The sequence below is a fragment of the Streptomyces caelestis genome, assembly GCF_001279005.1.
Classification (GTDB): Bacteria; Actinomycetota; Actinomycetes; order Streptomycetales; family Streptomycetaceae; genus Streptomyces; species Streptomyces heliomycini.
Genome location: NZ_LGCN01000222.1, coordinates 38376 through 63776, shown reverse-complemented (window position 1 = coordinate 63776; position 25401 = coordinate 38376). Strand labels below are relative to the sequence as shown.

Here is a 25401-nt window from a genome sequence, read left to right as displayed (position 1 = left end):
GGCGGCCCGGCCCCCCGCCCCACCGACGGGGAGCGCTTCCGCACCTCGTACGCCCCACCCCCACCCCCACCCCACCCCCACCTCGGAGGTACAAGTGCGCGCCCTTCTCGCACGATTACCGCGCCGGCCCTGGACGGCGGCCCTCACCGCGGCCGTGCTGTCGGCGTCCGCCCTCACGGTGATGCCCGCGAGCGGTGCGGATACCGGCTGCCGGGTCGACTACACCGTGAACAAGTGGGCCGACGGCTACACCGCGCAGATCAAGGTCACCAACCTCGGCCCGGCGCTCGACGGCTGGCGGCTGAGCTGGACCTACACCGGCGACCAGCGGGTGACCTCGGCGTGGAACGCGACCGTCACCCAGACCGGCGGATCCGTCGTCGCCACCAGTAAGAACTGGAACGGCGCCCTGCCCACGGGAGGCGCCGCCGAGTTCGGCCTGCAGGGGACCTGGCGTTCGGCCGACCCCGCGCCGAGCGACTTCGCCCTCAACGGCGTGCCGTGCGGAGACGACGGCACCACGCCGCCGACCACACCCCCCACCACCACCCCGCCACCGGGCGAGGACTGCGCCGGCACGGTGATCTGCTCGGACTTCGAGGACCAGACCGGCTCCACCCCGTCCGGCGACTGGCGGTTCACCGCACCCGACTGCCAGGGCGCCGGGACGGCCGCCGTCGACACCGCCGTCGCGCACGGCGGCAGCCGGTCGCTGCGGGTCGACGGCCGGGCCGGCTACTGCAACCACGCCTTCGTCGCCGCCACCGCGGACCTCTCCTCGGTCGGTCCGGTGGTGCACGTGCGCATGTGGGTGAGGCACACCACCGCGCTCCCCTCCGCCCACGTCACCTTCGTCTCCCTGCCCGACACCTCCCAGAACGGGCGGAGCCTGCGCGTCGGCGGCCAGAACGGCGCCCTGCAGTGGAACCGGGAGAGCGACGACGCCACCCTGCCGGAGCAGAGCCCGGCCGGCGTGGCGCTGAGCCGGCCGCTGCCGACGGGAAGCTGGCAGTGCCTGCGCTTCGCGATCGACACGACGGCCCCCGCACTCGACACCTGGCTCGGCGACGAGCCGGTCCCGGGCCTGCACGCCGACGGCGTGCCGACGCAGGACGTCGACCGGCAATGGCTCGCCCGTACCGTCCCGCCCCGTCCCACCGCCCTGCGACTGGGCTGGGAGAGCTACGGCGCGGGTGACGACACGCTGTGGTTCGACGACGTGGCCGTCGGGTCCGCTCCCCTCGACTGCTGACGGACCGCCGGCCGGGACCCCCGGCCGGCGTCCGCCCCGGCGCCCGGTCGCGACACGGCCGGACGCCGGGGCGGACGGCCGGTCCCGGACGATCCCTCCCCGCACCTGTCACAGAATCGCGGCGGCCGGCGTCCTGTGTGCGTGGGACCGTGCAGGACGAGCAGGACGAGCAGGCGGGAGCAGCCGGTGGAGATCACGCGAACAGAGCACACGGACGACGCGACCGAGGCGTTCGTCGCCCACCGCAACCTGCTGTTCACCGTCGCCTACGAGATGCTCGGCTCGGCCGCCGACGCCGAGGACGTGCTGCAGGAGACCTGGCTGCGCTGGGCGGGCGTCGACCTCGAGACGGTGCGGGACCGGCGGGCGTACCTCGTGCGGATCACCACCCGCCAGGCGCTGAGCAGGCTGCGCACGCTCGGCCGCCGCAAGGAGTCCTACGTCGGCTCCTGGCTCCCCGAGCCGCTGCTCACCGCGCCGGACGTGGCCGAGGACGCCGAGCTCGCCGACAGCGTGTCGATGGCGATGCTGCTGGTGCTGGAGACGCTCGCACCCACCGAGCGGGCGGTGTTCGTGCTGCGCGAGGTGTTCGGCCTCGCGTATGACGAGATCGCCGAGGCCGTCGACAGGAGACCGGCCGCGGTCCGGCAGATCGCGCACCGGGCGCGGGCGCACGTCGCGGCGCGCCGGCCGCGCGGGCCCGTGTCACCGGCCGAGACGCGGGACGCCCTCGACGCCTTCCGGCGGGCGGTCGAGACGGGCGACCTGCAGGGCCTGCTCGACGTCCTGGCGCCGGACGTCGTCCTCCTGGGCGACGGCGGCGGTGTCAAGCAGGCCGTCCTCAGGCCGATCGTGGGAGCGGACAAGGTGGCCCGTCTGCTGCAGGGCGGGCTGGGCAGGATCACCGCCGAGGTGGCGTTGCGGCCGGCGGAGGTCAACGGCAGCCCCGCCCTGATCGCCCGGCTCGACGGCGCGCTCGACACCGTCCTCGCGGTGCGCGTCGACGACGGCCTCATCACCGGCCTCTACGCCGTCCGCAACCCCGAGAAGCTGTCGTACATGCGGCGGGAGACCAGCCTGCGCCGGTGAGGACGGCAGGCCCTAGGGGGAGGCGCGGGCCTCGGACTCCTCCAGCTCGCCGGCGAGCGTCTGCGCGTCGTACGGGCCGGTGTGCCGCCGGTCGCCGACGAAGAAGGTCGGCGTGCCGCGGGCGCCACTGGCCTCGGCGCCGGCCGCGTCGGCCCGCACCCGCTCGGCGGTCCCCTCGTCGTCGATGTCCTCGAGGAACCGTTCGATGTCGAGCCCGATCTCGATGGCGTACGCGGCGATGTCCTCGAACTCCAGCCGGTCCTGGTGCTCGTACAGCAGGTCGTGCATCTGCCAGAAGCGTCCCTGCGCGGCGGCGGCGACGGCGGCCCGGGAGGCGAGCACGGCGTGCGGGTGGACGTCGGGGAGCGGCAGGTGCCGGAAGACGTAACGGAACCGGTCGCCGAAGCGCTCCCGCAGCTCCCTGGTGACGCCGGTGGCGCGGGCGCAGTAGGGGCATTCGAAGTCGCCGTACTCCACCAGGGTGAGGGGCGCGTCCACGGGGCCGACGATGTGGTCCCTGGCCGGGTCGACCGGGCGGTCGAGGACCCGGGGCAGGTCGGCGTCCGTCTCGCCGCGCAGGACGGCGGCGAGGTGGAACGCGAGCCACCCCAGGGCGGTGGCGAACACGGCGGCCAGCAGGACACCGACGACCGCCCGGTCGCGCAGGGCCGGGTCGTCGAAGGCGAGACCGGCGATCAGCAGGGAGACGGTGAAGCCGATCCCGGACAGCACGGCACCGCCCACGACGTGTCCCGGGCCCACTCCCTGGGGGAGCCCCCCGAGGCGGAGGCGGGTGCCGAGCCGGGCCCCGCCCCACACGCCCAGGAGCTTCCCGGCCACGAGGCCGACGACGACGGCCCAGGTGAGCCGGGAGGACAGGGCGCTGCCCAGGACGCCCCCGCGCAGGTCGATGCCGGCGTTGGCCAGGGCGAACAGCGGGACGACCACATAGCTCGCCCAGGGGTGCAGCATCAGCTGCAGCCGCTCGTTGACCGAGACCGCCCGTTGCAGCCCCAGGCGTGCCGACAGCCCCACGTCGGCGCGGGGCGACTGGCGGAAGGCGCGGGCGAGCCGGGTGGCGCGGTCCACGGCCTCGGGCGCGGGGGCGTGGGCGGGGATGAGGAGACCGCCGAGCATGCCGGCGATGGAGGCGTGGAGACCGGACGCGAGGGTGGCGAGCCACAGCGCGAGCACGACGAGGAGGTACGGCGCCGCGCGCCAGGCGCCCAGCGGGGTCAGCGCGGCGAGGACCGCGCCGAGGGCGAGTGCCGCCAGCAGCGGCAGCGGGTGGACCGTGTCCGAGTAGACCAGGCCGATCACGCTGACGGCCACGATGTCGTCGATGACGGTGACGGCCAGCAGGAAGACACGCAGCTGGGTGACGAACCGGGGCCCCACCACGGCGAGCGCCCCGAGCATGAAGGCCGTGTCGGTGCCGATGACCGTGCCCCAGCCGCCGGCGGCCTCGCCCCAGGGGGCGATCGCCAGGTAGAACACCGCCGGAACGACCATGCCGCCGACACCGGCCGCGGCCGGGAGCAGAACGCGGCGGCGGCCGGCCAGTGAGCCGACCGAGGCCTCGTAGCGGACCTCCAGGCCGACGACGAAGAAGAAGAGGGCCATCAGGCCGTCGCTCACCCAGTGCTTCAGGTCCATGGAGAGTTCGGCGTCGCCGAGCGACACGGACGCCTCGGTCGCCCAGAGCGACTCGTACCCCCCGGACCAGGGCGAGTTGGCCCATCCCAGGGCCACCACGACGGCCGCCAGGAGCAGCCCGGCGCTGCCCGCTTCGGTGGCCAGGTAGGTGCGTACCGGATCGGCGAGCTGGGCCGCCAGCGAACGCCGCCGGGCCCTGGTCTGGGCGGGCGGCTCGTTCTTCGTGCGTTTCACGGGGTCCCCCTTCCTGGCCGGCTGCTCCGTCCGGGGCGGGGCGAGGGCCGTCGGCCCTCGCCCCTCGGCGGCGTCTCAGCCCTGGAAGCGGTACTCGATGATCGCTCCCGGGTTCTCCAGGGGGCCGGTGGACGGGGCGCCCCGCTCGTCACGGACGGGACCGGCGGAGTCGGTCGCGACGAAGAGGGACATGCCGTCGGCGCTGAACTCCGTGTCGCGGAAGCGGTTCTCCTCCGTGATGAGCTCGGTGATCCCGCTGACGTCCTGGCCGTCCGGGGCGAGGTCGATGCGGTAGACGGTGCCGTCCTCGAGGATGGTCATCACCAGGGAGTCGTCCCGGCCGGGCAGGCCCTCACCGGTGGCGTCGGCGGACTTCCTGGACGTCCCGTAGTGCTCGGAGCTCGAGGGCGCGATGGTGGGCCGGCACACCGACCACCTCTCGCCCCGGGCGCACCTGGGGTCCTGGAAGTCGAAGTTCGAGCCGACGGCGCCGAAGGTGTGGATCGGCCGTACGAAGGGCCCGGTGAAGTCGGACTCCCGCTGCACCGGGACCGACGCGGGGATCTCGAAGTCGCTGAGGGTCGGCTCGTCGCACGGCGTCGGCCACGACGCGGACCAGTCGGCGTACACGTACGCCTTGTCGTCGCGGTGGCCCGAGACGTCCGGCCAGCCGTAGTCGGCGCCCCCGCGCAGGATGTTGATCTCGTCGTCGGTCTTCGGGCCCTGCTCGTTCGAGTGGAGCGTGCCGTCGGGGCCGAAGGCCAGGCCCCGCGCGTTGCGGTGCCCGTAGGTGTGGACGTGGCTGCGCACGCCGTCGAGGACCGGATTGTCCGCGGGGACGGAGCCGTCGGTGTTCAGCCGCAGGGTCTTGCCCCGGTAGGCGGTCCGGTCCCGGCCCTCCACCTCGTGGGCGGTGGGCAGCCGCACGGCGTAGCTGGACCGGCAGAAGTCGCCGAACCGGTTCACGCCCTGGTCGCCGATGGTGTGGTACAGCTTGCCGTCCGGGCCCGGGCGCAGCCGCGCCGACTGGTGGTCGTTGCCGGACGGCATGCCGGCGATGACGGCCTTCGGGCTGTGCAGCCGCTCGCGGCCGGCGTCGTGGGTGCAGCGCTCGATCCTGGTGCGGGCCCGCACGGCCGGGGCGGGATCGATGTCGTAGCTGTAGGCGATGTACGCGTACGCCCCGCCGTCCTCGCGCCGCTCGACGGCCATGCCGAGCACGCCGTCCTGCCCGCCCTCGCCGTGGACGGCCTGCGGCAGGCCGAGCAGGGTGGGCTTGGCGCCGGACGCCGGGTCCACGCGGGTGACCTTCCTGCCGCTCTTCTCGGTGCCCCACAGGGCTCCGTCGGGCGCCCGGACGATCTCGTGGGGGTCGCCGAGGCAGGCGGCCACGACGCGCTTGGAGAACGTGCCGGAGGCGGCCCGCGCCGCCTCGGCGGGGGCGGGCGTGCCGGTGCCCCTTCCTCCGGAGGGGTTCCCGCCGGTGACGGCGGCGGTGAGCGCCGCGCCGAGAGCCAGGGCGATCAGAGCGGCCAGAGACCCGCGCGGTATGCGGTGCATAGGTGTCCTTTCCGGTCACCCCCCGACCGATCGTCGCGTTCCGTCCGGGCCCGGGCACCCGGGGTGACGGTTCGTTGCGCCGTTCGGGTCATGGGAAGGCCAGGGACGGGGACAGGCGCGGACCGGGCCCGAAGGCCCGGCCGTGCCTTCCGCCGCCCCGGCTCGGCCGCCGGGCCGGGGCGGCCACCGTCATCACGGCGACCCCGGTGTCCGGCGTCGGCTGGAGGACGGGGGCGGAACCGGCGCCGCGGCCGGACCGGGACGTCCTCGGAGACGGTGGCGTTCCTCACGGCCTCGGCGTGGCGTTCCGGGGCGGCGCCGCCGATCGCCCCGTACGTGAACGGCGCCCCGGACGCCCGGGGGACCCCGCTCATGCCCTCGCCGGCGGTCTGCGGCTCGACGGTGCGGGCGTCGTCGCCGAAGAGGGCGCGCACCGTGTTCGCCGACTCCTCCCGGCCCACCCGACGGCCCCGCTCCCGGTGTCCGGTTGTCGCCCGTACGTGGTAAATGCCTGGACCGGCGCCCTCGTTCGACGGAAGACTTCCGAGTGCCGACCTCCGGGAGTGTGATGGCGACAACAGATACGCGGGCGCAGGCGCCGGGCAGGAGCGCGGTCGTTCTCGCGCTGCGCCTCTACGGCCGGGAACTGTCACGACTGCGACGGCTGGCCCTGCCCGCCATGCTGCTGCCGGCCGTGGGCAACATCGGCATCCGCTACGTCGCCCCCCTGCTGGTCGCGAAACTGGCGGGGCAGGCCGCCGACGACGACGGTCTCGCCCTCGCCCCGGCGCTGCCCTACGTGCTGGGCTTCGGCGCGGCGCTGCTGCTCGCCGAGGCCGTGTGGCGGATCGGGCAGCACTGCCTGAACCGAGTGGGCGCCCTCGGCATGGAGCACCTGTACGTGCTCGGCATGGACGAACTCCTCGCCAAGGACGCCGCGTTCTTCCACGACAACTTCTCCGGCTCCCTGACCAAACGGGTGCTGAGCTTCGGCAGGCGCTTCGAGGACTTCGTCGACACGATGACGTACCGGATCGTGGGCAGCCTCGTGCCGCTGGCCTTCGGCGCCGTCGTCCTCTGGCACTACGAACCGCTGCTCGTCGCCGGTCTCCTCCTGATGATCGCGCTGACCGTGCTGGGCGCCGCACCCCTCATCCGTCGCCGTCAGGCGCTCGTCCACGACCGTGAGGCGGCGATCGCCCGGGTCTCCGGCCACGTCGCCGACAGCCTCACGAACATGGAGACCATCCGGGCGTTCGCGGCCGAGCGGCGGGAGGCCGACGAGCACCGCAGCCGGGTCGCGGACTCCCGGCGCCTGACGCTGAGGTCGTGGGACTACGGCAACCTGCGCGTCGACACCCTGGTCGCCCCCATGTCCGTGCTGACCAACGTGCTGGGCCTGTTGGTCGCCGTCGCCTTCGGCGGCCCGGGCCAGGGAGTGGAGGAGATCGTCGTCGCCTTCACCTACTACTCCAACGCGACCCAGATCATGTTCGAGTTCAACCAGATCTACCGGCGTCTGGAGAGCTCGATGACCGAAGCCGCGCAGTTCACGGAGCTGCTGCTGGACCCGCCCACCGTGCTCGATCCGCCGGAACCCGAACCGCTCGCGCCGCAGGACACCGGCGTCCGGTTCGAGGCGGTGACCTTCGCGCACGAGGGCGCGAAGCCGATCTTCGAGGGCCTCGACCTGGACGTGCCCGGCGGCGCGCGGATCGGCCTGGTCGGCAGGTCCGGCGGCGGCAAGACCACCCTCACCCGACTCCTGCTGCGGATGTCGGACGTCGACGGCGGACGCATCCTGATCGGCGGTCAGGACATCAGCCGGCTGCGCCAGGCCGACCTGCGCTCACTGATCGCCTACGTTCCGCAGGAACCCGCGATGTTCCACCGCAGCCTGCGGGACAACATCGCCTTCGCCCGGCCCGGCGCCACCGACGCGGAGATCCGCGCGGCGGCCGAGGCCGCACACGTCACGGAGTTCGCCGAGCAGCTCCCCGAGGGCTTCGCCACCCTGGTGGGGGAGAGGGGAGTGAAGCTGTCGGGCGGTCAGCGCCAACGGGTCGCCCTCGCCAGGGCGGTCCTCCGCGACGCCCCGATCCTGTTGCTCGACGAGGCGACCAGCGCGCTGGACTCGGAGAGCGAGATCCTCGTCCAGGACGCCCTGTGGCGGCTGATGGACGGACGTACGGCCCTCGTCGTCGCCCACCGCCTGAGCACCGTCGCCGGCATGGACCGGCTCGTCGTCCTCGACCGGGGACGCGTCGTCGAGCAGGGCGCCCACGGGGAACTGCTCGCCGCGGACGGCGCCTACGCCAAGCTGTGGCGGCACCAGTCGGGCGGCTTCCTCGGCGAGAGCGCCGGCCCGGCCCCCGGCGACGATCCACCGGCAGCCGGTCTCGCCGGGCTGCCGGGACCGCCCGAACCGGCGTCGGGCCGGGGCCGGGAGGCGTCGCCGCAGGCCCGCACGGGCCCCGGACCCGCGTGACCGGGCCGGTTCCCGGCCGGGTGCGGCGGTGGCGCGGTCGGCTTCGTGGGCGCGCCTCACCCGCCCTTCAGGACGGTGGGCGCCGCCGGCGTGAGGCGGACTCCGGCGCCCCGCCCGTCGCAGCCGGCCACGGCGATGGCGTCCGGGCGCGCTACGCGTCGTCGGCGACGGAACGCCGGGCGGCGCGACGCCGTAGCCGCAGCGGCAGCACGTACCAGCAGAGGCCGAACCACAGCATGACCCCGACGGCGAGCGCTTCGGCGAGGACGCCGGGGACCACGACACGGAGGATCAGCAGGAGCGTGCAGCCGATGGTCAGCGCGAGGAGGACCATGCCGCACATCATCAGGCGGCCGGCGGCCTCCACCACCTCGTCCTTCATACGCTGGCCGGACAGGAGCCGGTGGATGGAGACGGGGGCTATGAGCGATCCCGTGGCGGCCGCGCCGAGCACCACGGTGATGACGTAGACGACGCGGTCGAACGTCTCCAGCTCCCGGAACAGCGGGGTGAAGGCCACGCTGAGCAGGAACCCGAAGAGGATCTGCACGCCCGTCTGAGTGACCCGCGTCTCCTGCAGGATCTCGTTCCAGCGTCGGTTGACCCGCTCACGCGCTGTTTCCGGCGCTTCGGCACCGGGTCCCGGACCGTGGCCGTCGTGGCGCGCGCAGCAGGCGGTGTCGTCCCCCGCCGTCTTGACCGGCTGCTCCGTCATGGTCATCCGCATCCTCCAAGTCCCAGGCAGACCAGTTGCCCCGTCCGGCGTCTTCCATGCAGGTCATGGGCCGGTCCCGGCCGCGGCGGGGAACGGAGGACGTCACACACGGCCGACGGCTCCGGCGGAGGCACGGCTTCGGACGCAGGGGGCGTGGCCGACGGATCGGCCCCGGGCTCCTGCCCGTGCGGTGCCGCGGCCGGACGGCTCTCCCGCCCGGCCGCTCACGGTCGGGGGTTCGTGCGGTGCCACCGGGGACGGGCGTCGCTGCCGCGGCGTCCTGCCACGGAGGCGCAGCGGGGGCACACGCGCCGGACGCGGTCCGCCGCGCCGCCGGATTCGGGAAAGGTGTCCTGCCAGACCACGTGCGAGAAGCGGATCAGTTCCGAGCGGCTCAGGGACAGCCCGCACACGGTCTGGTTCAGGCCCGGTTCCCAGGCGTGCACCTCGCCCGCGGGCAGCCGGCGGCGGCCCTCCTCCCGGTCCGTCCACTGCCCGGTGGCGGCTACGGCGTACTGCTTCACGCGGGTCATGAGGTTCCTTCCTGCGCCGTGCGTCGTACCAGGACCGCCGGACACCACGCCGAACGCACGCCGTCCGCCGGTGTGGACCGGGGCGGTGCGACGCGCGAGCGGTTCGCCGTCGGCCCGCTGCACGAGTCCCCTTCCCGTCCGGTTCGAGTCGCCGAGCGGTTTCGATCGCCGGTCAGGGGCGCTCGCCGTCCGCGCCCATGTGCCGGACCGCCGCCGGAGGCGGCAGACGATCGACGAAGCCCGTGGCAGGAAACTCCGGGACGCCGGGGGGCGGCGGCGTCACGCTCGCGCTGCCGGAGGGCAGGGCCCGGGTGGCCGGCGGTCGTCCCTCAGGCGAGGAGGGCGGCCCGCAGGGAGCCCTCGTGGCGCTCGGGGAGCGGGAACCGCCGGACCGGCCGGGCGCGGCGCCGACCGACCGTGACCTGCGCGACCTCGCGCGGATCCGCACCGACATGGTGGGCGAACCGGGCGTGTGACAGGTTCCCGGCGACCGCCGGGGCCCGGGGCCCGCGCGCTGGTGGACCGGGCGGCGACGTCACCACGTCGTCGGCAGCAGTGGAGCGGAGTCCCCGGCGGTCGCGTGGTGCACGAGTGCGGCCGCGATCTCGCGGAGTTTGACATTGGTGCGCTGGGAGATCCCGACCAGGATCTGGAAGGCGTCGTCCGGAGCGCACCGGCGCTCGGCCTGGACGATCCCGATGGCCTGGTCGATGACCGCGCGCGACGTGAGCGCCCGGCGCAGCTGATCGACCTCGTTCTCCAGGCGTTCCAGCCGGTCGCGTTCCTCGTCGGCGTGGGCGAGGTAGCGCACGAACAGGCTCTGGGCCTCGGCGTCGTGGGCCGTGGGCGTCTCGGTGCGTTCGTAGGCCCGGCGGATCCTCCGCAGCTCCCTGTGGACGGCGGTCACGTCCTCCACGTGGTGCACGATCCCCACCAGGGCACCCTCGGGGTCGAGGAGCGGGCTGTTGACCGGGCTCCAGAACTTCTCCGTGAAACCGGTGGGAGAGTTCTTCCACGGTATGTCGTACTTCTGGATGTGCATGGTGTCGGGCGCGCCGTCCCGCATGACGCGCCGCAGCGACACGCCGAGTCTCGCCACACCGTCCGCGCGGGGGTCGTGCGGGTTGTCCGGGAACGCCTCGAACATGTGCAGGCCTGTCAACTCGTCCCGTTCCCGCCGTGTGGCCCGCTCGTAGGCGTGATTCACGTTCTGGATCCGCAGATCGGTGTGCAGGATCACCATGGGGGCGGGCGAACCGAGGAAGACGGCCTCGAAATCGACGGTGGGGGGTACGGGCGTGGGCATGGCACCGCTTGTACCCGGTGCCGAGATGCCGACGCTCGGCGGAGCCGGGTGCATCGTCACATCGGGGCGCCGTCGGCCAGGACCCGGCACGGCCGATCCCGGCCGGTCCGGGACGCGCCGGGCAGTCGTCGGCGCCGTGTCCTCCACCGTCGGCGGTGAGGTGGACACCGACTCCCTCGCCCCGTTCCTCCGCCGTCTTCTCGGCTTCCCGGCAGGGGGGTGGACGCTCACGCGTCGCTGCCCGGACCCTGTCACGGAGCGGCTCGGGCGGCGCGCCGCGAACGCCGACGATCGTGCCGCGACCACCGCCTCACCAACGGCCGGCCGGTGACCGGGACCGCCGACACCGTGGCGCCGGGTCAGCTCCCGCCCCGGCGGGCCGCCGTGCGGATCGCCAGCTCGGCCTCCGCCAGGCCGTCGACCGGGGCCGGGTCCTCAAGCCCCGGTACGCACACCACCTCGCCGGTGTCCAGCGCGGCCAGGGAGGCGTCGACGACCTGGTCCACGGGCATGCCGCCGTCCTCGTGCACGGCCTGCTCCCGTCCCGGGACGGGAGCGTCGCCGCGCGACCGATGGAACTCGGTGGCGGTCAGTCCGGGGCACAGCACCTGGATCCGCAGCGGTGTGCCGGCCAGTTCGGCGGCGAGCGTGCGGGTGAAGGTGACCACGTAGCCCTTGGTGCCGCCGTACACCGCGCGCTCGGGCAGCGGACCGGGCGGCAGCGCGCCCGCGAAGGCCAGCTGCGAGGCCACGTTGACCAGGGTGCCGCGCCCGCGTTCCAGCATGGCCGGGACCGCGGCCCGCGTGAGTGCGGTGACGGCGAGGACGTTGACGTCGAGGATCTTCGTCATGAGTTCCGGTTCGAGTCCGGCGAACGGGCCGTAGCCGTTGATCCCCGCGTTGTTGAGGAGGAATCCGATGTCGTCGCCCGCCGCCCGCCGCGCCACCCCTGCCAGGTCGCCGGGATCGGACAGGTCGGCCACGAGGGTCTCCACCGCGGTCCCCGTCCCCTCGCGCAGTCGCCGCGCGAGGTCGTCGAGTCGCTGCGCCCTTCTGGCCACGAGGACGGTGTCCCATCCGAGGGAGGCCAGTCGTTCGGCGTAGGCCGCGCCGATGCCGGAGGACGCCCCCGTCACCAGGGCCGTGTCACGTCGCGTGTCCACCGGTATGTCACCTTTCGCATGAGAGGTCGTGAATGCCGTGATCGGTGTCAGGTACCCCGGTCGGAAGCCCGTACATGAAGGAGACCGCCCGGGCCCGGCTGTCCGGGCACGGGGCACCGCCCCCCGCGGGGCGCCGGGGACGCTTTTCCGTCACCGGGGCTTGGCGATCCGCCCGCGGGTTACCCGGCCGGCATGACTGACACACGGCCTCTCGCCCTGATCACCGGCGCTTCCGCCGGGATCGGATATGAACTGGCCCGGCAGTTCGCCGAGCACGGCTACGACCTCGTCGTCAACGCCGAGGACGAACGGCTGGAGTCCGCCGCGCGCAGCCTGCGGGAGACGGGTGCGCAGGTACGTCCCGTGCGCGCCGACCTGCGGACCCGTGAGGGAGTGGAACGGCTGCTCGCCGCGGTCGAGGGGCTCACGGTCGACGTCGCCGCCCTCAACGCGGGAGTCGGCCAGGGCGGCGCCTTCGTGGACACCGACCCCGCCGACGACCAGGCCGTCATCGATCTGAACGTCACCGCGACCGTCCGGCTGGCCAAGCCGCTGCTGCGCGCCATGGTGGCGCGCGGCGCGGGCAGGATCGCCTTCACCTCGTCCGTCGCCTCGATGATGCCCGGCCCCTTCCAGCCCGTCTACAACGCCTCGAAGTCGTTCGTGCAGTCCTTCGCGGAGGCGCTCGGCGAGGAGGTCCGGGACACCGGCGTGACGATCACGTCGTTCATGCCGGGCGCGACGGAGACGGACTTCTTCCGAAGGGCGGGGATGGCGCACGACACCCGGATGGGCGCCTCGAAGAAGGACGATCCCGCACAGGTCGCCGAGCAGGCGTTCACGGCGATCGTGAAGGGCGAGAGGAAGTCCGTCACCGGGTCGCTGAAAGCCAAGGCGATGGGTGCGGCGGGGAAGGTGCTGCCGGACGGCGTCAAGGCGGCGGCGCACCGGAGAATGGCGGAACCGGGAACCGGCAAGGACGCCGGGCCCGGGAGCGGAGCGGGGCCCCGGGCCCCCCCCCCCCGCGGGGGGGGGCGGGGCGCCCGGGGCCGCTGGAACCAGGGGGGGGGGGCCCCGGCTTCCCGCGGGGCCCGCCACGCCGGCTCCCCCTCGGAGCAGGTCTTCCGTCGTACCGTCAGCGCTGCAGGGTCAGCAGACCCGGACGGTAGGGCAGGAGGCCGTAGTCACCGCCGGAGTTGGGGCTGCGACCCTGGTAGAGCAGCTGCAGGTGGCAGGGGTCGACGGTCATGGTCTGATCGGCACTGGTGCGGATCAGTTCGCCGTGGCTGATGTCGTTGGTCCAGGTGGCGCCACTGTTGGCCTTGCCGGCGAAGGGATTGCTCTCGGTCGTGGCCTGCGGCGTCCATGAGCCGTTCAGACTGGTGGCCGTGAACGAGCGGAAGTAGCGGCCCTGCGAGCCGATCGCCTCGACGATCATGAGGTAGCGGTTCTGGCCCTGCAGCTTGTAGACCTGCGGGGCTTCGAACAGGTTGTTCGTCGTGTCGCTCATGACGGTCGTGTACGAGGAGCCGAAGTTGCCCGGGAAGTTCCCGATCGGCATGCTCGCACGGTAGATCTTGCCGTTGTCGCCGGCGAAGAACAGGTACATGTTCGTGCCGTCACCGATGAGTGTCTGGTCGATGGGTCCCGTCCCGGAGCCGGAGATGCTTCCGGAGAAGAGCACCTGCTCGGACGACCAGCCGTTCGGGTTGGTGGGGTCGGTCGACGTCCGGTAGGAGAAGGCGGTCCTGCCCCACTGGTACGCGAGCACCCAGATGTTCTTCGGCGCGAAGTAGAAGAGCGTGGGGGCGACGGTGGAGTTCGACATCGTGTTCTGACCGGCCGAGGCCATCTCGGACCAGTTGGTGAACAGGCCGAAGTTCATCGAGCCCCACCGCGTCCCCGTGTCGTGCGTGGTCGCGTAGACGAGTTGCCTGCCGTTGTAGGGGGCGACGGTGAAGTCCTTGAGCGAGACCCACCCCTGCTTGGGCTGCGCCAGCGCGCCCGTCGACGTCCAGCGGTAGCTCGACGGAAGCTCGCACGAGCCGGGGGTGTCGGCGCCGACCTTGACCAGCCGCCACTGCTGGTTGGTGCCGCCCCAGTCGTCGTACTGGACGATGTTCGCGTTGTCGGCGGTGGAGGCGCCCTGCACTTCGAGGGCCTTGTCGCTGTGGCGCGAGATGAGCCGCACGTAGCCGTCCGAGCTGTCGGCCAGCCGCCACTGCTGGTTGGCGCCGTTCAGGTCGGACCACTGGGCGATCGAGCCGCCGTTCGCGGTGGACCAGTTGTAGACGTCCAGCACCTTGCCCGAGTGGCGGGACTTGATGCGGTAGTAGCCGTTCCCGGAATCGACGAACTGCCACTGCTGCTGGTTCTGGTCGTTCCTGGTCCACTGGGTGATGCGGGCGCCGTCGTCGGTCGCCATGTTGTAGACGTCCAGGGCCTTGCCGCTGTTGCGGTTGACCAGCACGTACGAGGCGTTGGGGTCCACGGTCGCGGCCTCGGCGGGCTGGGCGGGCTGGGCGCCGAGGAAGGCGGCCACCAGCAGCAAAGGCGCGAGGACGCCGAGTAAGCGTCTGGGACGGACCGGGGACGGGTGGCGAAACCGCATCAGAGGGCCTCCTTGGGGGCGGGGTGGGGTGACGCCGATGCACCGCGGAGCGGCAGTCGCGCCGAGGTGGGGACGGGTTCGAAAATTTCGAAGTGATTCCGGTTCTGTGACGCCACAAGCTAGGAAGGCGAGGCCCTCCGGTCAAGGTCTTTCGCCGACCTGTCTGCAAACAGGCCCCGCTTCCGGGCGGGACGGGCCCACGCACTGGCAGGGAAGCCCCAGGTGGTGCGCGGTACGGCTGATCGGCTCAAGAATCCGGCCGCTCCCCTATGGCTTCGAAAGTTTCGAACTGGAAGCGGAAACTTTTTTCGTCGCGAGGGTTGACGAGTCTCTGTCAACCCCGCACCATCCTGTGTGGCAAACCGACCCCCGTACGAAATGTCGAACGCTGTTCGTCCTGTGCAGACGGTGCCGCACCACAGAGCCGCACACGGCTGCACGACGGATTCACGCACCACGGCACCTGCGTCAATCGGCGGCCGGCCGGGCTCGTCCGTGCCGGTCGAGGTCTTCCGGGTCCCCATGACAGCGGTGTCCGGTGAGCCCGTCATTCCTACCTTGGAGGCACATCCATGGGCTCTCATGCCCTTTCCAGAGCCGCCGTCCGGCGGAAGATCCGCGTTCTGCTGCCGACGCTGCTCGTCGGCGCCCTCGGCATGGCCGGCGCACTGGTCGCGCCGCCGGCTCAGGCCGCCGAGAGCACGCTCGGCGCCGCGGCGGCGCAGAGCGGCCGCTACTTCGGCGTCGCCATCGCCTCGGGCAGGCTGGGCGACTCGACCTACACGTCGATCGCGAACCGTGAGTTCAACTCGGTGACGGCCGAGAACGAGATGAAGATCGACGCCACCGAACCGCAGCGGGGCCAGTTCAACTTCACCGCCGCCGACCGCGTCTACAACTGGGCGGTGCAGAACGGCAAGGAGGTGCGCGGCCACACCCTGGCCTGGCACTCCCAGCAGCCCGGCTGGATGCAGAGCCTCAGCGGCAGCACACTGCGCCAGGCGATGATCAACCACATCAACGGCGTGATGGCCCACTACAAGGGCAAGATCGCCCAGTGGGACGTCGTGAACGAGGCCTTCGCCGACGGCAGTTCGGGAGCCCGGCGCGACTCCAACCTGCAGCGCACCGGCAACGACTGGATCGAGGTCGCCTTCCGCACCGCGCGCGCCGCCGACCCGTCCGCCAAGCTCTGCTACAACGACTACAACGTCGAGAACTGGACCTGGGCCAAGACCCAGGCCATGTACAACATGGTGCGGGACTTCAAGCAGCGCGGCGTGCCGATCGACTGCGTCGGCTTCCAGTCGCACTTCAACAGCGGCAGCCCCTACAACAGCAACTTCCGCACCACCCTGCAGAACTTCGCCGCCCTCGGCGTCGACGTGGCCGTCACCGAACTCGACATCCAGGGCGCCTCGTCCACGACCTACGCCAACGTGGTCAACGACTGCCTCGCCGTCTCGCGCTGCCTCGGTATCACCGTCTGGGGCGTGCGCGACAGCGACTCCTGGCGATCGGGGGACACGCCGCTGCTGTTCAACAACGACGGCAGCAAGAAGCCCGCCTACACCGCAGTCCTCAACGCGCTCAACGGCGGCACCACCACGCCTCCTCCGACCGACGGCGGACAGATCAAGGGCGTCGGCTCGGGCCGCTGCCTGGACGTGCCCAGCGCCAGCACCACCGACGGCACCCAGCTCCAGCTGTGGGACTGTCACAGCAACAGCAACCAGCAGTGGGCGTACACCGACGCCGGTGAACTCCGGGTCTACGGCAACAAGTGCCTGGACGCCGCCGGCACCGGCAACGGCGCCAAGGTCCAGATCTACAGCTGCTGGGGCGGCGACAACCAGAAGTGGCGCCTGAACTCCGACGGATCCATCGTCGGCGTCCAGTCCGGGCTCTGCCTCGACGCCGCCGGAGCCGGCACCGCCAACGGCACCCTGATCCAGCTCTACTCCTGCACGAACGGCAGCAACCAGCGCTGGACCCGCACCTGACAGGTTCCGCCGCGAAGAGATCGCTGATGCTCGCGAGGGCCGCCGCCGTGGTGGCGGCCCTCGCCCTCCGCACGGCCCCGTGGGCGGCGTCACCACGGTCCGGCCCCCGCGGAAGCGCGGGAGCCGGTGCGACGTGCTCGGGCTGTCCACCGTCTCCGGCTCCACGGGCACCGGGTCCCCGAGCCCGGGCGTCGGGCGAGCCGGTGCCGGCCGGGTTCCGCCCCGCCCCGTGGCCGGTGGACGCTCCCGTCGGTGTCCGGGGAGCCGGGTTCGGCGGCGGCTTCTTCCGACCCCGAGTCCGTGGCCGGCCCGGCCCGGCAGCCGACGCCCGGGGCTTCATCCGCCGCACCGCGTGGTCGGCCGAGCCGGCCGAACGCGATCCGACGGCCGGGAAGGCCGCCCGGATGTTCGCGGCGGACTTCGGCGCACCCATGACCGAGAGGTCCGCGCGCGCCTTCACCGCCGTGACGCCCCTGGCCGTGGCGGTCGGCGAGGCGCGCTCCACCGATCCGGAGAGGATCCGCTCGGCGCTGCGCACCGTCGGCCTGCCGGGCCGGGACCCGGTCACGGGAGCCTGGGACCACGTCCGGTCCGACGTCGGCGCCGCCGGCTTTCAGCGGCGCAGCAGCAGGGAGGTGACCCGCAGGCGGCCGCTGTGGATCCACACGTCCGAGTACTCCACCGGCCGGTCGTCGGCGAGGTAGGTGACCTGCTGGAGGTACTGGACCGGGGCGCCCTCGTCCAGTTCGAGGGCGGCGGCGACATCGGGGCCGGCGGCCTCGGCGCCGAAGGTCCGCCGGGCCGTGGCGATCTTCAGTCCGTAGGTGCCCTCCAGGACGCCGAAGAGGCTGGAGGACGTGAAGTCCACCCCCTCGATCCCGGGCGCGAGGTCGGTGCGGACGAAGTTGAAGAGAAGCGCGACCGGCCCCTGATCGGTCCTGCGGACACGCACCAGGCGCAGCACGCTGGTGCCGGGGGTGACGTCCAGCAGGGCGGCCACGGGCCTCGGCGGAACGATCAGTGAGCACTCGCGCACCGAGGTCGTGGTGACGATCCCCTGGCTGGCGAAGTCCTCGGACAGGGTGCTCAGCTTCTGGGCGATCGCGGGCTCGATCGTCGTGGAGGTGACGAAGGTGCCCCGCCCGCGCACCTGCCGCAGCAGGCCTTCCTCGATGAGCGTGGTCAGGGCCCGCCGCAGGGTGCCGCGGCTGACTCCGAACTCCTGGGCCAGTTCCGGCTCGCTCTTGAGCCGGTAGTGCGCCGGCCACTCACCGCTGGCGATACGCAGTCGGATGTGTTCCGAGATCTGGACGTGAATCGCCGTGGGGACGTCCCGTTTGATGCCCGGGGGTCTCCGCTCGTCGGCCGTCACCGTGGTCGCATCTCCTTCTCCGCTCTCACCGGAGGACGTGCGTCGCTCCGGACGTCGATGCCGTGCCCCGGCCGCGGTGGGCGCGGCCGGGGCACGGCGGTGGTGGCCGGTCAGTAGCTGACGGTGGACTCGTCACCGCTGTCGCTGATGATGGCCAGGCCGGCGCTGGTCCCGAGCAGGGAGGCGCCCGCGCGGAGCAGTTCAAGACCCTGCCGGTAGCTCTTGATCGAACCGGACGCCTTGACCCGGACTCCCTCCCGCGCCCGGTCAACAAGGTAACGAACGCTGGCCGGATTCGCAGTCTCGATCTGTCCGCTGCTGGCGTTCTTCAGGAAGGAGGCGCCCGCCTCCATGGCGAGTTCGACCGCGGCCTCCTTCTCGGCGTCGGTGAGCAGCGGAAGTTCCAGCATGACCTTGACGGGCAGGCCGCAGGCCCGGACGACCCCCGCGATGTCCTCGCGGAAGTCGTCGTAGCGGCCGCTCTTGAGCCAGCCGACCTGGACGCCGATGTCGAGCTGGTCCGCGCCGAGCCGGGCGATCTCGGCGGCCTCGGCGGCCTTTCCGGCGCTGGTCATGACGCCGACGGTCGGGAAGTCGAGGGCGGTGGCGACCTCGACTCCGGTGCCCTCGAGTTCGGCGACCACGACGGGCAGCCAGGAGGCGGGCACCATCGCCGCGTTGAAGCCGTGGGTGACGGCCTCGCGGGCGTGGGCGATCATCTCGTCGCGCGTCGCGTCGGGGTCGATCTTGGTGTGCTGGATGTAGGACGCCATCTCGGCCGGGGTGAGGTCGAGTTCGGCGGCGGTGACGGTGGTGTGGGACACGGGGTTCTCCCTGGGTGGTGGTGGGCGGCGGAAGTCCGGCGGATCGGCCGCCGGATGTTCTCCGTGGAGGGCGCCGCCGGGCGGGGCGGCCGGGCGCGGGTGCCCGGCTCCGGGGACGGGTCGGTACGGCTCAGATCCTGGACGCGTACTCCTCCGGCACGACGACGCCCTCTCCGCCGAACCACCGGGGGGCGTCGACACCGCAGTACAGGCCGACGTTGCCCCAGGGCTCGAAGGCTCCGGTGCGGACGACCGCCTTGGCCTGCCGGGCCAGGCCGCCGAGCACCTCGGCGTGCGGGCGGGTGGTGAACTCGGCGCCGGTGAAGCGCTCGTGCAGCCATGCGTCGAGGCGGGGGTTGTGGGTCGGGACGTTCTCCGCGCGGACCACGCCCTCGACGACCAGTTCGTCGGCGATCAGGCCGAGCACGGTCCGCAGGTCGGGCAGGTTCTCGGCGAGGGCGAGGTCGATCCGGTGGGCGTCGCGCGGCACGGGGAAGCCCGCGTCCACGACGAGCAGGAGGTCGGTGTGGCCGAGGGTGGCCAGGACTCCGCTCAGTTCGGCGTTGAGGATGCCGGAGCGCTTCATGGTGTGTCTGCCTCTCGGATACGGGCCGCCCCGAGGCCGGCGTGGGCCGCGGTTGGGTCCCGGTACGGGTTCGGATTCGGGTTCGGACGCGGGGACGGGCGAGGGCTCACGCCGCGGCCGCTCCGGTGGCGAGGGTCATCACGGACTCCTCGGTGGCTTCGGCGGTGTCCACGACGGCCACCAGGCGGCCCTGGCTCATCACCGCGATGCGGTCGGTCAGAGTGAGCAGTTCGGGCAGGTCGGAGGAGGAGCAGAGGATCGCCAGGCCCTTGTCCGCGAGCGCGGACAGCTGCGCGTAGATCTCGGCCTTGGCACCGATGTCCACGCCGCGGGTGGGCTCGTCGAGGATCAGCACCCCGGGGTCGATCGCCAGCCAGCGGCCCAGCACGGCCTTCTGCTGGTTGCCCCCGGACAGACTGGTGATGGACTGGCCGATGGTGGCCGTCTTCACCCGCAGCCGTTGCGCCTGCCCGGTCGCGGCCGCGTCGAAGGCGCGGCGGCGGATGAGGCCCAGCCGGCTGAACGTCCCCGTGGTGAGGGCGCCGATGTTCTCGCCGACGCTCATGGTGGTGAGCAGACCCTGGGCGCGGCGCTCTCCGGGGACGAACGCCAGCCGGCGTTCGACGCTGGCGATCGGGTTGCGCCGGTCGTAGGACCGGCCCAGCAGTTCGACGGAGCCGCCGGTGCCCGGGGCCCCGCCGAAGAGGTTGTGCAGCAGTTCCACCCGGCCGGAGTCGGGCAGCCCGGCGACTCCGAGGATCTCACCCGGACGCAGTTCGAAGGAGACGCCGTGGTGCCGCCGGCCGCTCAGCTCCCGTACCCGGAGCGCCGGGGCGACGGACGCGTCCGGCTCGCCCCCCTTGCCGGAGCGGCGGGTGAAGTCTCCCAGCTCGCGGCCGACCATGGCGGCGACCGCCCGGTCGGGGTCGGTTTCCGTGCTGCGCCAGGACGCGACATGGGCGCCGTCGCGGAGCACCTGGATGTGGTCGGCCAGGTGGAAGACCTCGGGCATGCGGTGGGAGACGTACAGCATGGTCGTCCCGGCCGCCTTGAGCTTGTCCATGAGGGCGAACAGCCGGTCGGCCTCGGCGGGGGTGAGCATCGCCGTCGGCTCGTCCAGGATCAGGACGCGGCAGCCCCGGGCGATGGAGCGGGCCACCACGATGAGCTGCTGGGTGGCCAGGTCCAGGGTCCGTACGGAGGCGTTCGGATCGAGGTCGAGGTCGAGTTCGGTGAGCAGTTCGGTGGTGCGGTCCAGCATCCGGCGCCGGGAGGGGAACCAGCGGTGGCCGGGTTCGACCCCGCTGAGCACGTTCTCCGCCACGGTGCGGTCGAGCAGCAGCGACAGTTCCTGGGGGACGATCGCCACGCCGTGGCGGCTGAGCATCGTACTGGGCTCGAAGGAGGTGACCTCCTCGCCGAAGACGGTGACACCGCCCTCGCTGGGCGGCTGCAGGCCGGCCAGGATTTTCAGCAGGGTCGACTTTCCGGCGCCGTTCTCTCCCAGCAGCGCCGTGACCTCGCCCGCGGGAACGTCGAAGGAGACGTCGCGCAGGGCGCGGACCGGGCCGAAGTTGCGGGACAGGCCCCGGATGCGGACGGCCGGGCCGGTGGCGCCCGGGTCCGCCGGGCGGTCCGGGCCTCCCGGGGAGGCGTCGCGGGGTGCGGCGGTCATCAGTCCTCCACGGTCGCGTCGGCGAGGTTGTCACGGGTGATGAACTGCGCTCCGGTGTCCACGCCGGTGATCTCGGTGCCCTCGGTCAGGAAGTCGTGCAGCACCTTGACCGCCTGGTAGCCCTGCTCGGCCGGGTTCTGGCTGATGGTGAAGTCCAGGACCCCGCGCTCGATGTACTCGGACGTCTGGGTGAGCAGGTCGAAGCCGCCCATCGTGATGTCGTCCGCCTTTCCGGACTGGGCCACCCACTTGGCGGCGGCCGTGGTCGAGCAGCAGTCCAGGCCCGCGACGGCGACCACACCGGACTGGCCGGACATGCTGGACTCGACGGTGTTGTAGGCGCTGCTCGGCTCGTTGCCGACGTTGACCGGCCCGACGATCTTCAGGCCGCTGCCGTCCAGGCCCTCCTTGAAGCCGCTGAAGCGGTCGTGCGACCAGCCGGCTCCGGTGTCGACGGAGAAGACGACGACGGACTTGCCCGCGAGGTCGCCGTTGAGGTTCTTGCGGAGCTCCTCGGCCTGGGCCTTGCCGGAGCCCTTGAGGTCCTGGCCGACGAAGCCCATCTGCTCGGAGTCGGGGTTGTCGGTGTTGAAGGAGATGATCGGTATGCCGGCCTTGTAGGCCTGGCTGATGACCGGCTTGAGGGCGTCGCTGGAGGCGGAGGAGACGGCGAGCCCGTCCACGGCCTTCTGCTGGATGAGCGTCTGGATCTCGGAGACCTGCTTGGCGGCGTCACCGCCGGTCGGGCCGATGAGGGAGACGTCGGCGCCGAGCTCCTTGCCCGCCCGCTCCATACCCGCGCCGATCGGTGTGGCGAAGGCGAGGGACGGGTCGTGGTAGCTCAGCTTGATGCGCATCGGCTTGTCGTCGTCGATCCGCTGCTGGATGTGGGAGGCGAGCTTGAAGGAGCCGTCGTCGGAGCCGCCGGAGTCGGCGGCGGTGACGGCGCCGCACGCGGTGAGGGAGACGGCCGCGGCGGCGGCCGTCGCCGCGGTGAGGCATCTGCGGAGGGTACGCGAGGACATCGGGGCTCCTTGGGTGTGCGAAGTGCGCGTGCGAGGAGGGGAGGGCGGCGGCGGAAGCGCTGCCTGGGAGGAGTGGGGCGAGGGGAGTGGTGTGGGGAACGCGCGCGGGCCGGAGGCTGCGGGGAGCGGCGGTCAGGCGCGGGACTTGCGCTTGCGCTGCCAGGTGTCGGCCGCGACGGCGGCGACGATGACCAGACCGGTGACGACGGTCTGCCAGAAGGACGAGATGCCCTTGATGTTGAGGATGTTCTGGAGCAGGCCGATGAAGGCGACGCCGATGACGGTGCCCCACATCGTGCCCGAGCCGCCGAAGAGGGCGGCGCCGCCGATGATGACGGCCGAGATGACGGTGAGTTCCAGGCCCTGGCCGGTCACGCCCTGCACGTAGGAGAGGAAGGACAGGCCGAGTACGCCGGCCAGACCCGCGGTGAAGCCGGACAGGACGAAGGCGGTGAGCTTGACCCGCTTGACGTTGACGCCGACCAGCCTGGCCGCCTCCTGGTTGCCCCCGACCGCATAGGTGTTGAAGCCGAAGCGGGAACGGGCCAGCAGGATCACGCCGATGGCGGCCACGACGGCGAAGAGGACGAACTGCATGGGCACCAGGCCGAACAGCCGTCCCTGGCCGAGGAGGTTGAACTCCGCGACGCCGGGCTGGGAGGAGCTGAGGGAGATCGGGGCGCCGTCGGAGACGAGCAGGGCCACGCCGCGGAAGACGCTGAGCGAGCCCAGGGTGACGATGAAGGACGGCACGCCCAGCATGACCACGGCCAGCCCGTTGAGGAGCCCGGCGACGACGCCGACGGCCAGCCCCACGAGCATGGCCGGGGGCCAGCTCCAGCCGTCCGATATGAGCATTCCGGTGGAGATCGCGGACAGCGCGTAGATGGAGCCGACCGAGAGGTCGATCTCGCCGTTGAGGATGACGAAGGTCACCCCGACGGCCATGATGCCGATCTGCGCGATCTGCTGGCCCACCGAGAGCAGGTTGTCGGACTGGGCGAAGGTCGGCGAGAGCACGGTGCCCAGCAGGAAGAGCGCGACGAGCGCGGCGAAGACGCCGGACTCCCGGGCGTGCAGCAGGCGGCGCAGCGCGAGGGGGACCCGCCGGGAGTTCTCGTCGGACGACGGCGGGGCGGCGGCCGGGGGCGTGGAGAGGGTCGAGGTCACGAGGCTTTTCCAATCAGGGCGTTCAGCTGGGCTCTGGTGGGGAGGGCGGGGACGACGCCCGCGATCGTCACGGTGTGGGAGCCCGCGACCGCGGCGAACTCCACGGCCCGTTCGACGGGCTGTCCCTCGGCCAGGGCGACGGCGAGGGCAGCGGTGAAGGAGTCGCCGGCGCCCGTGGTGTCGACGACGTCCGGGGCCGGGTGCGGGGGCACCGTGCCGATGCCCGAGGGCTGGGCGACCAGCGCGCCCTCGCCGCCGCGGGTGAGGACGACGACGCCCTCGGTGCGCTCGCGCAGCGCGTCAGCCAGTTCCTCGTCGCCCAGCCCGTGCCCCTCACCGAGGCCGAGGAGTGCGGGCGCCTCGGTCTGGTTGGGCGTGAGGACGTCGATGAGCGGCCAGCACTCCTCGGGGAGCGGCCGGGCGGGAGCGGGGTTGAGGAGGGTGAGGGTGCCGGTCTCGCGGCCGGCGCGGAGTGCGGCGACCACGGCCTCCTCGGGGATCTCCATGGAGACGACCAGGATGTCGGCGGAGGCGATCTCGCCACGGAAGGACTCGACGGCTGCGGTGTCCAGTTCGTCCAGGGCGCCCGGGGCGATGGCGATGCGGTTCTCGCCGGACGGCTCGACCAGGATGAAGCCGACCATGGTGGGGGCCCGGGTGGTCACCACGTGCTCGGCGCCGACACCCTCGCGTTGCCACAGCTCCCGAGCGGAGCGGCCGAACTCGTCGTCACCCACGGCGGTGAGCAGCGAGACCTCGGCACCCAACCGGGCGGCGCCGATGGCCTGATTGCTGCCCTTCCCGCCCGCACCCGAGTCGAACAGACCACCCGAGACCGTCTCACCCGCGGCAGGGGCCTTCGGCACCCGCATGGTGAGACCGGCTCCATAGCTTCCAACAACCGCGATCTTCATCGGCACACCACTTTGTGTATGGACAACCATGAACAAGCGAGATCGTATGTACAGGGATGTCCATAGTCAACGGTCAGGTGGAAAGGAGATTTCCGGACACCGGCGGCGGGGTTTCCGGCCGGTCGTCGGGACCGCGTTGCCGGGCCGGCGCCGGGTGCGGCCCAGTGGGCCCCGGCGGGCGTGGCACGGCCATGTCGTGGCCACCGTCTCGGCGGTCGGTCCGGCGGCGTGTCGCAGCGGCGCCCCGGCGAAGGCCGACCGGCGGGCGGACGCCGTGCGCGGGTGCGCGGCGGTCGGGCGCGGCCCTGTCGTGTACTGCCCGGGTGGGCGACCATCCCGGGGCGGCCCGGCCACCGCGCTGACGGACGGCCCGATGCTTCCCCGGGCCTTCGAGGCGGCGCGCCGGCCGCGCCCCGGCCTTCGGATCCCTCCGGGTCCGGACGGTCCGGCCGATTCAACGGCCGGCGTCACCGCGGAGACCGTCTCCGTGCGGCCTCCGGCGGAAGCGGGCGTCCTGAGCGGCCGGCGAAGCCACCTCGGGGATTTCCGCAGGTCGGCTTCCCACTGCTCGGTGCCGACCGCGACATGGTCGAGGCCGGGGACGCCGCCGTGCTCCGGGGCCGCCCGACCTCACGCTCACAGCGGGCCGGTGGCTCCCCGCCGAGCTCGGCGCCCCCTGACCCTGGAGGACGACCGCGAGCCGGCCCTCCGGCCCCTCTGGTGGCGCACCGCGTACGAGAGGAGCTTCTCCCCCTTGCCCGGCCGCGGATGACCGGTTGTGCCGTCGTCGTCCGAGGCTCTGTCATGCGCCTTGGACAGGGGGGCCTGGACCAGCACGCCGACGATGTCCACGACCACCTCGCCGGCCGCATTCGGCGCCACGCCACCGGCCGACTTCCAGACCCGCTGCCGGACTTCGGAGCGTGCCTGCCGGATCGCCGTGAGGGCGCGGGGACCGGCCGCGGCGAGGGCGTCGACCGGCCGGGACACCGTCGGGTCGGAGGCGGCCGGGCCGAACAGGCACTTCCCGGCCAGTGCGACGGCCAGGGCGAGGTCGAGCACGGCCTTGCCGGGATCGTGCACCGCCCGCGGCCTGCGCCACGGCTCCAGCGCCGTCGACGACGTGGCGTCCAGGCCGGTCCGGCGGACGGTCTTCACCATCGGCACCGCGCCGGCCTGCGAGACGGCATCAGCCCCACCGCCCCGGACGCGGACACGGACGCGC

General features: G+C 72.6%; 19 protein-coding genes and 2 pseudogenes. 6 read left to right on the top strand and 15 right to left on the bottom strand.

Annotation, left to right across the window (positions count from 1 at the left end; translation table 11 throughout):
* Window positions 1-94: 94 nt before the first annotated feature.
* Window positions 95-1252, top strand: coding sequence for a cellulose-binding domain-containing protein (locus ADK41_RS27695; RefSeq protein ID WP_030831881.1), 1158 nt, complete (start codon window positions 95-97; stop codon window positions 1250-1252).
* Window positions 1253-1438: 186 nt separating this feature from the next.
* Complete coding sequence (locus ADK41_RS27690; RefSeq protein ID WP_030831878.1) at window positions 1439-2341, top strand: RNA polymerase sigma-70 factor; 903 nt, start codon at window positions 1439-1441, stop codon at window positions 2339-2341.
* A gap of 12 nt (window positions 2342-2353) precedes the next feature.
* Here the strand turns inward: ADK41_RS27690 and nhaA are convergent, their stop codons facing one another.
* Entirely contained in the window at window positions 2354-4231 is a 1878-nt protein-coding gene (gene nhaA, locus ADK41_RS27685; RefSeq protein WP_030831875.1) for a Na+/H+ antiporter NhaA, read from the bottom strand.
* A gap of 75 nt (window positions 4232-4306) precedes the next feature.
* The gene (locus tag ADK41_RS27680) at window positions 4307-5791 is read right to left on the bottom strand and encodes a glucose/sorbosone family PQQ-dependent dehydrogenase (RefSeq protein WP_030831867.1); all 1485 of its coding nucleotides are present in this window, start codon (window positions 5789-5791) and stop codon (window positions 4307-4309) included.
* A 568-nt stretch (window positions 5792-6359) separates the two neighbouring features.
* Between ADK41_RS27680 and ADK41_RS27670 the strand changes: the two genes are divergently transcribed.
* Window positions 6360-8279, top strand: a complete 1920-nt coding sequence (locus ADK41_RS27670; RefSeq protein WP_051843412.1) for an ABC transporter ATP-binding protein — start codon at window positions 6360-6362, stop codon at window positions 8277-8279.
* 151 nt (window positions 8280-8430) lie between these two features.
* Here ADK41_RS27670 and ADK41_RS27665 read toward each other — a convergent pair whose 3' ends face one another.
* Entirely contained in the window at window positions 8431-9000 is a 570-nt protein-coding gene (locus ADK41_RS27665; RefSeq protein WP_030831856.1) for a DUF6328 family protein, read from the bottom strand.
* Window positions 9001-9218: 218 nt separating this feature from the next.
* Window positions 9219-9527: a hypothetical protein gene (locus tag ADK41_RS27660; RefSeq protein ID WP_030831855.1), complete on the bottom strand. Its 309-nt coding sequence runs from the start codon at window positions 9525-9527 to the stop codon at window positions 9219-9221.
* A 242-nt stretch (window positions 9528-9769) separates the two neighbouring features.
* On the opposite strand from ADK41_RS27660, the gene ADK41_RS27655 reads away from it, so the two are divergent.
* Window positions 9770-10003: a hypothetical protein gene (locus tag ADK41_RS27655; RefSeq protein WP_030831852.1), complete on the top strand. Its 234-nt coding sequence runs from the start codon at window positions 9770-9772 to the stop codon at window positions 10001-10003.
* A 59-nt stretch (window positions 10004-10062) separates the two neighbouring features.
* On the opposite strand, the gene ADK41_RS27650 is transcribed toward ADK41_RS27655, so the two are convergent.
* Both ADK41_RS27650 and ADK41_RS27645 read right to left on the bottom strand, forming a co-directional pair.
* Window positions 10063-10833 carry an ANTAR domain-containing protein gene (locus tag ADK41_RS27650; protein ID WP_051843410.1) on the bottom strand — a complete coding sequence of 257 codons (771 nt, stop codon included), beginning with the start codon at window positions 10831-10833 and terminating at the stop codon, window positions 10063-10065.
* A 359-nt stretch (window positions 10834-11192) separates the two neighbouring features.
* The gene (locus ADK41_RS27645; RefSeq protein ID WP_030831846.1) at window positions 11193-11996 is read right to left on the bottom strand and encodes an SDR family NAD(P)-dependent oxidoreductase; all 804 of its coding nucleotides are present in this window, start codon (window positions 11994-11996) and stop codon (window positions 11193-11195) included.
* Between the two features lie 192 nt (window positions 11997-12188).
* Between ADK41_RS27645 and ADK41_RS39905 the strand changes: the two are divergent.
* A pseudogene (locus ADK41_RS39905) lies at window positions 12189-12983 on the top strand (SDR family NAD(P)-dependent oxidoreductase); the annotation flags it as partial.
* Between the two features lie 148 nt (window positions 12984-13131).
* Here the strand turns inward: ADK41_RS39905 and ADK41_RS27635 are convergent.
* Window positions 13132-14607, bottom strand: a complete 1476-nt coding sequence (locus tag ADK41_RS27635) for a non-reducing end alpha-L-arabinofuranosidase family hydrolase (RefSeq protein ID WP_030831839.1) — start codon at window positions 14605-14607, stop codon at window positions 13132-13134.
* Between the two features lie 572 nt (window positions 14608-15179).
* On the opposite strand from ADK41_RS27635, the gene ADK41_RS27630 reads away from it, so the two are divergent.
* On the top strand, window positions 15180-16610 hold the full coding sequence (locus ADK41_RS27630; RefSeq protein WP_030831838.1) for an endo-1,4-beta-xylanase: 1431 nt from the start codon (window positions 15180-15182) through the stop codon (window positions 16608-16610).
* Window positions 16611-17223: 613 nt separating this feature from the next.
* Here ADK41_RS27630 and ADK41_RS27620 read toward each other — a convergent pair.
* The 8 genes and pseudogenes from ADK41_RS27620 to ADK41_RS41205 form a co-directional block, all read right to left on the bottom strand.
* Entirely contained in the window at window positions 17224-17982 is a 759-nt protein-coding gene (locus ADK41_RS27620; protein ID WP_030831834.1) for a GntR family transcriptional regulator, read from the bottom strand.
* 110 nt (window positions 17983-18092) lie between these two features.
* Window positions 18093-18806, bottom strand: a complete 714-nt coding sequence (gene deoC / locus ADK41_RS27615; protein ID WP_030831832.1) for a deoxyribose-phosphate aldolase — start codon at window positions 18804-18806, stop codon at window positions 18093-18095.
* A 130-nt stretch (window positions 18807-18936) separates the two neighbouring features.
* The gene (rbsD, locus tag ADK41_RS27610) at window positions 18937-19392 is read right to left on the bottom strand and encodes a D-ribose pyranase (protein WP_030831828.1); all 456 of its coding nucleotides are present in this window, start codon (window positions 19390-19392) and stop codon (window positions 18937-18939) included.
* Window positions 19393-19498: 106 nt separating this feature from the next.
* Entirely contained in the window at window positions 19499-21067 is a 1569-nt protein-coding gene (locus ADK41_RS27605) for a sugar ABC transporter ATP-binding protein (protein WP_030831826.1), read from the bottom strand.
* The gene (locus ADK41_RS27600) at window positions 21067-22092 is read right to left on the bottom strand and encodes a sugar ABC transporter substrate-binding protein (RefSeq protein ID WP_030831824.1); all 1026 of its coding nucleotides are present in this window, start codon (window positions 22090-22092) and stop codon (window positions 21067-21069) included. The genes ADK41_RS27605 and ADK41_RS27600 overlap by 1 nt, the downstream gene beginning before the upstream one ends.
* Window positions 22093-22224: 132 nt before the next feature.
* A complete protein-coding gene (locus ADK41_RS27595) occupies window positions 22225-23262 on the bottom strand; it encodes an ABC transporter permease (protein ID WP_030831823.1) in 1038 nt (345 codons plus the stop codon).
* The gene (locus ADK41_RS27590; RefSeq protein ID WP_030831821.1) at window positions 23259-24176 is read right to left on the bottom strand and encodes a ribokinase; all 918 of its coding nucleotides are present in this window, start codon (window positions 24174-24176) and stop codon (window positions 23259-23261) included. Before ADK41_RS27590 ends, ADK41_RS27595 begins: the two co-directional genes overlap by 4 nt.
* A 768-nt stretch (window positions 24177-24944) precedes the next feature.
* Window positions 24945-25394, bottom strand: a pseudogene (locus ADK41_RS41205) (IS1380 family transposase); the annotation flags it as partial.
* Window positions 25395-25401: the final 7 nt, after the last annotated feature.

Coding starts and splice junctions, on each gene's coding strand:
- ADK41_RS27650 (WP_051843410.1), bottom strand. CDS start 10,833: ATGCCCACGCCCGTACCCCCCACCGTCGATTTCGAGGCCGTCTTCCTC.
- ADK41_RS27660 (WP_030831855.1), bottom strand. CDS start 9,527: ATGACCCGCGTGAAGCAGTACGCCGTAGCCGCCACCGGGCAGTGGACG.
- ADK41_RS27600 (WP_030831824.1), bottom strand. CDS start 22,092: ATGTCCTCGCGTACCCTCCGCAGATGCCTCACCGCGGCGACGGCCGCC.
- rbsD (WP_030831828.1), bottom strand. CDS start 19,392: ATGAAGCGCTCCGGCATCCTCAACGCCGAACTGAGCGGAGTCCTGGCC.
- ADK41_RS27635 (WP_030831839.1), bottom strand. CDS start 14,607: ATGCGGTTTCGCCACCCGTCCCCGGTCCGTCCCAGACGCTTACTCGGC.
- ADK41_RS27680 (WP_030831867.1), bottom strand. CDS start 5,791: ATGCACCGCATACCGCGCGGGTCTCTGGCCGCTCTGATCGCCCTGGCT.
- ADK41_RS27670 (WP_051843412.1), top strand. CDS start 6,360: ATGGCGACAACAGATACGCGGGCGCAGGCGCCGGGCAGGAGCGCGGTC.
- ADK41_RS27605 (WP_030831826.1), bottom strand. CDS start 21,067: ATGACCGCCGCACCCCGCGACGCCTCCCCGGGAGGCCCGGACCGCCCG.
- ADK41_RS27630 (WP_030831838.1), top strand. CDS start 15,180: ATGGGCTCTCATGCCCTTTCCAGAGCCGCCGTCCGGCGGAAGATCCGC.
- ADK41_RS27590 (WP_030831821.1), bottom strand. CDS start 24,176: ATGAAGATCGCGGTTGTTGGAAGCTATGGAGCCGGTCTCACCATGCGG.
- ADK41_RS27665 (WP_030831856.1), bottom strand. CDS start 9,000: ATGACCATGACGGAGCAGCCGGTCAAGACGGCGGGGGACGACACCGCC.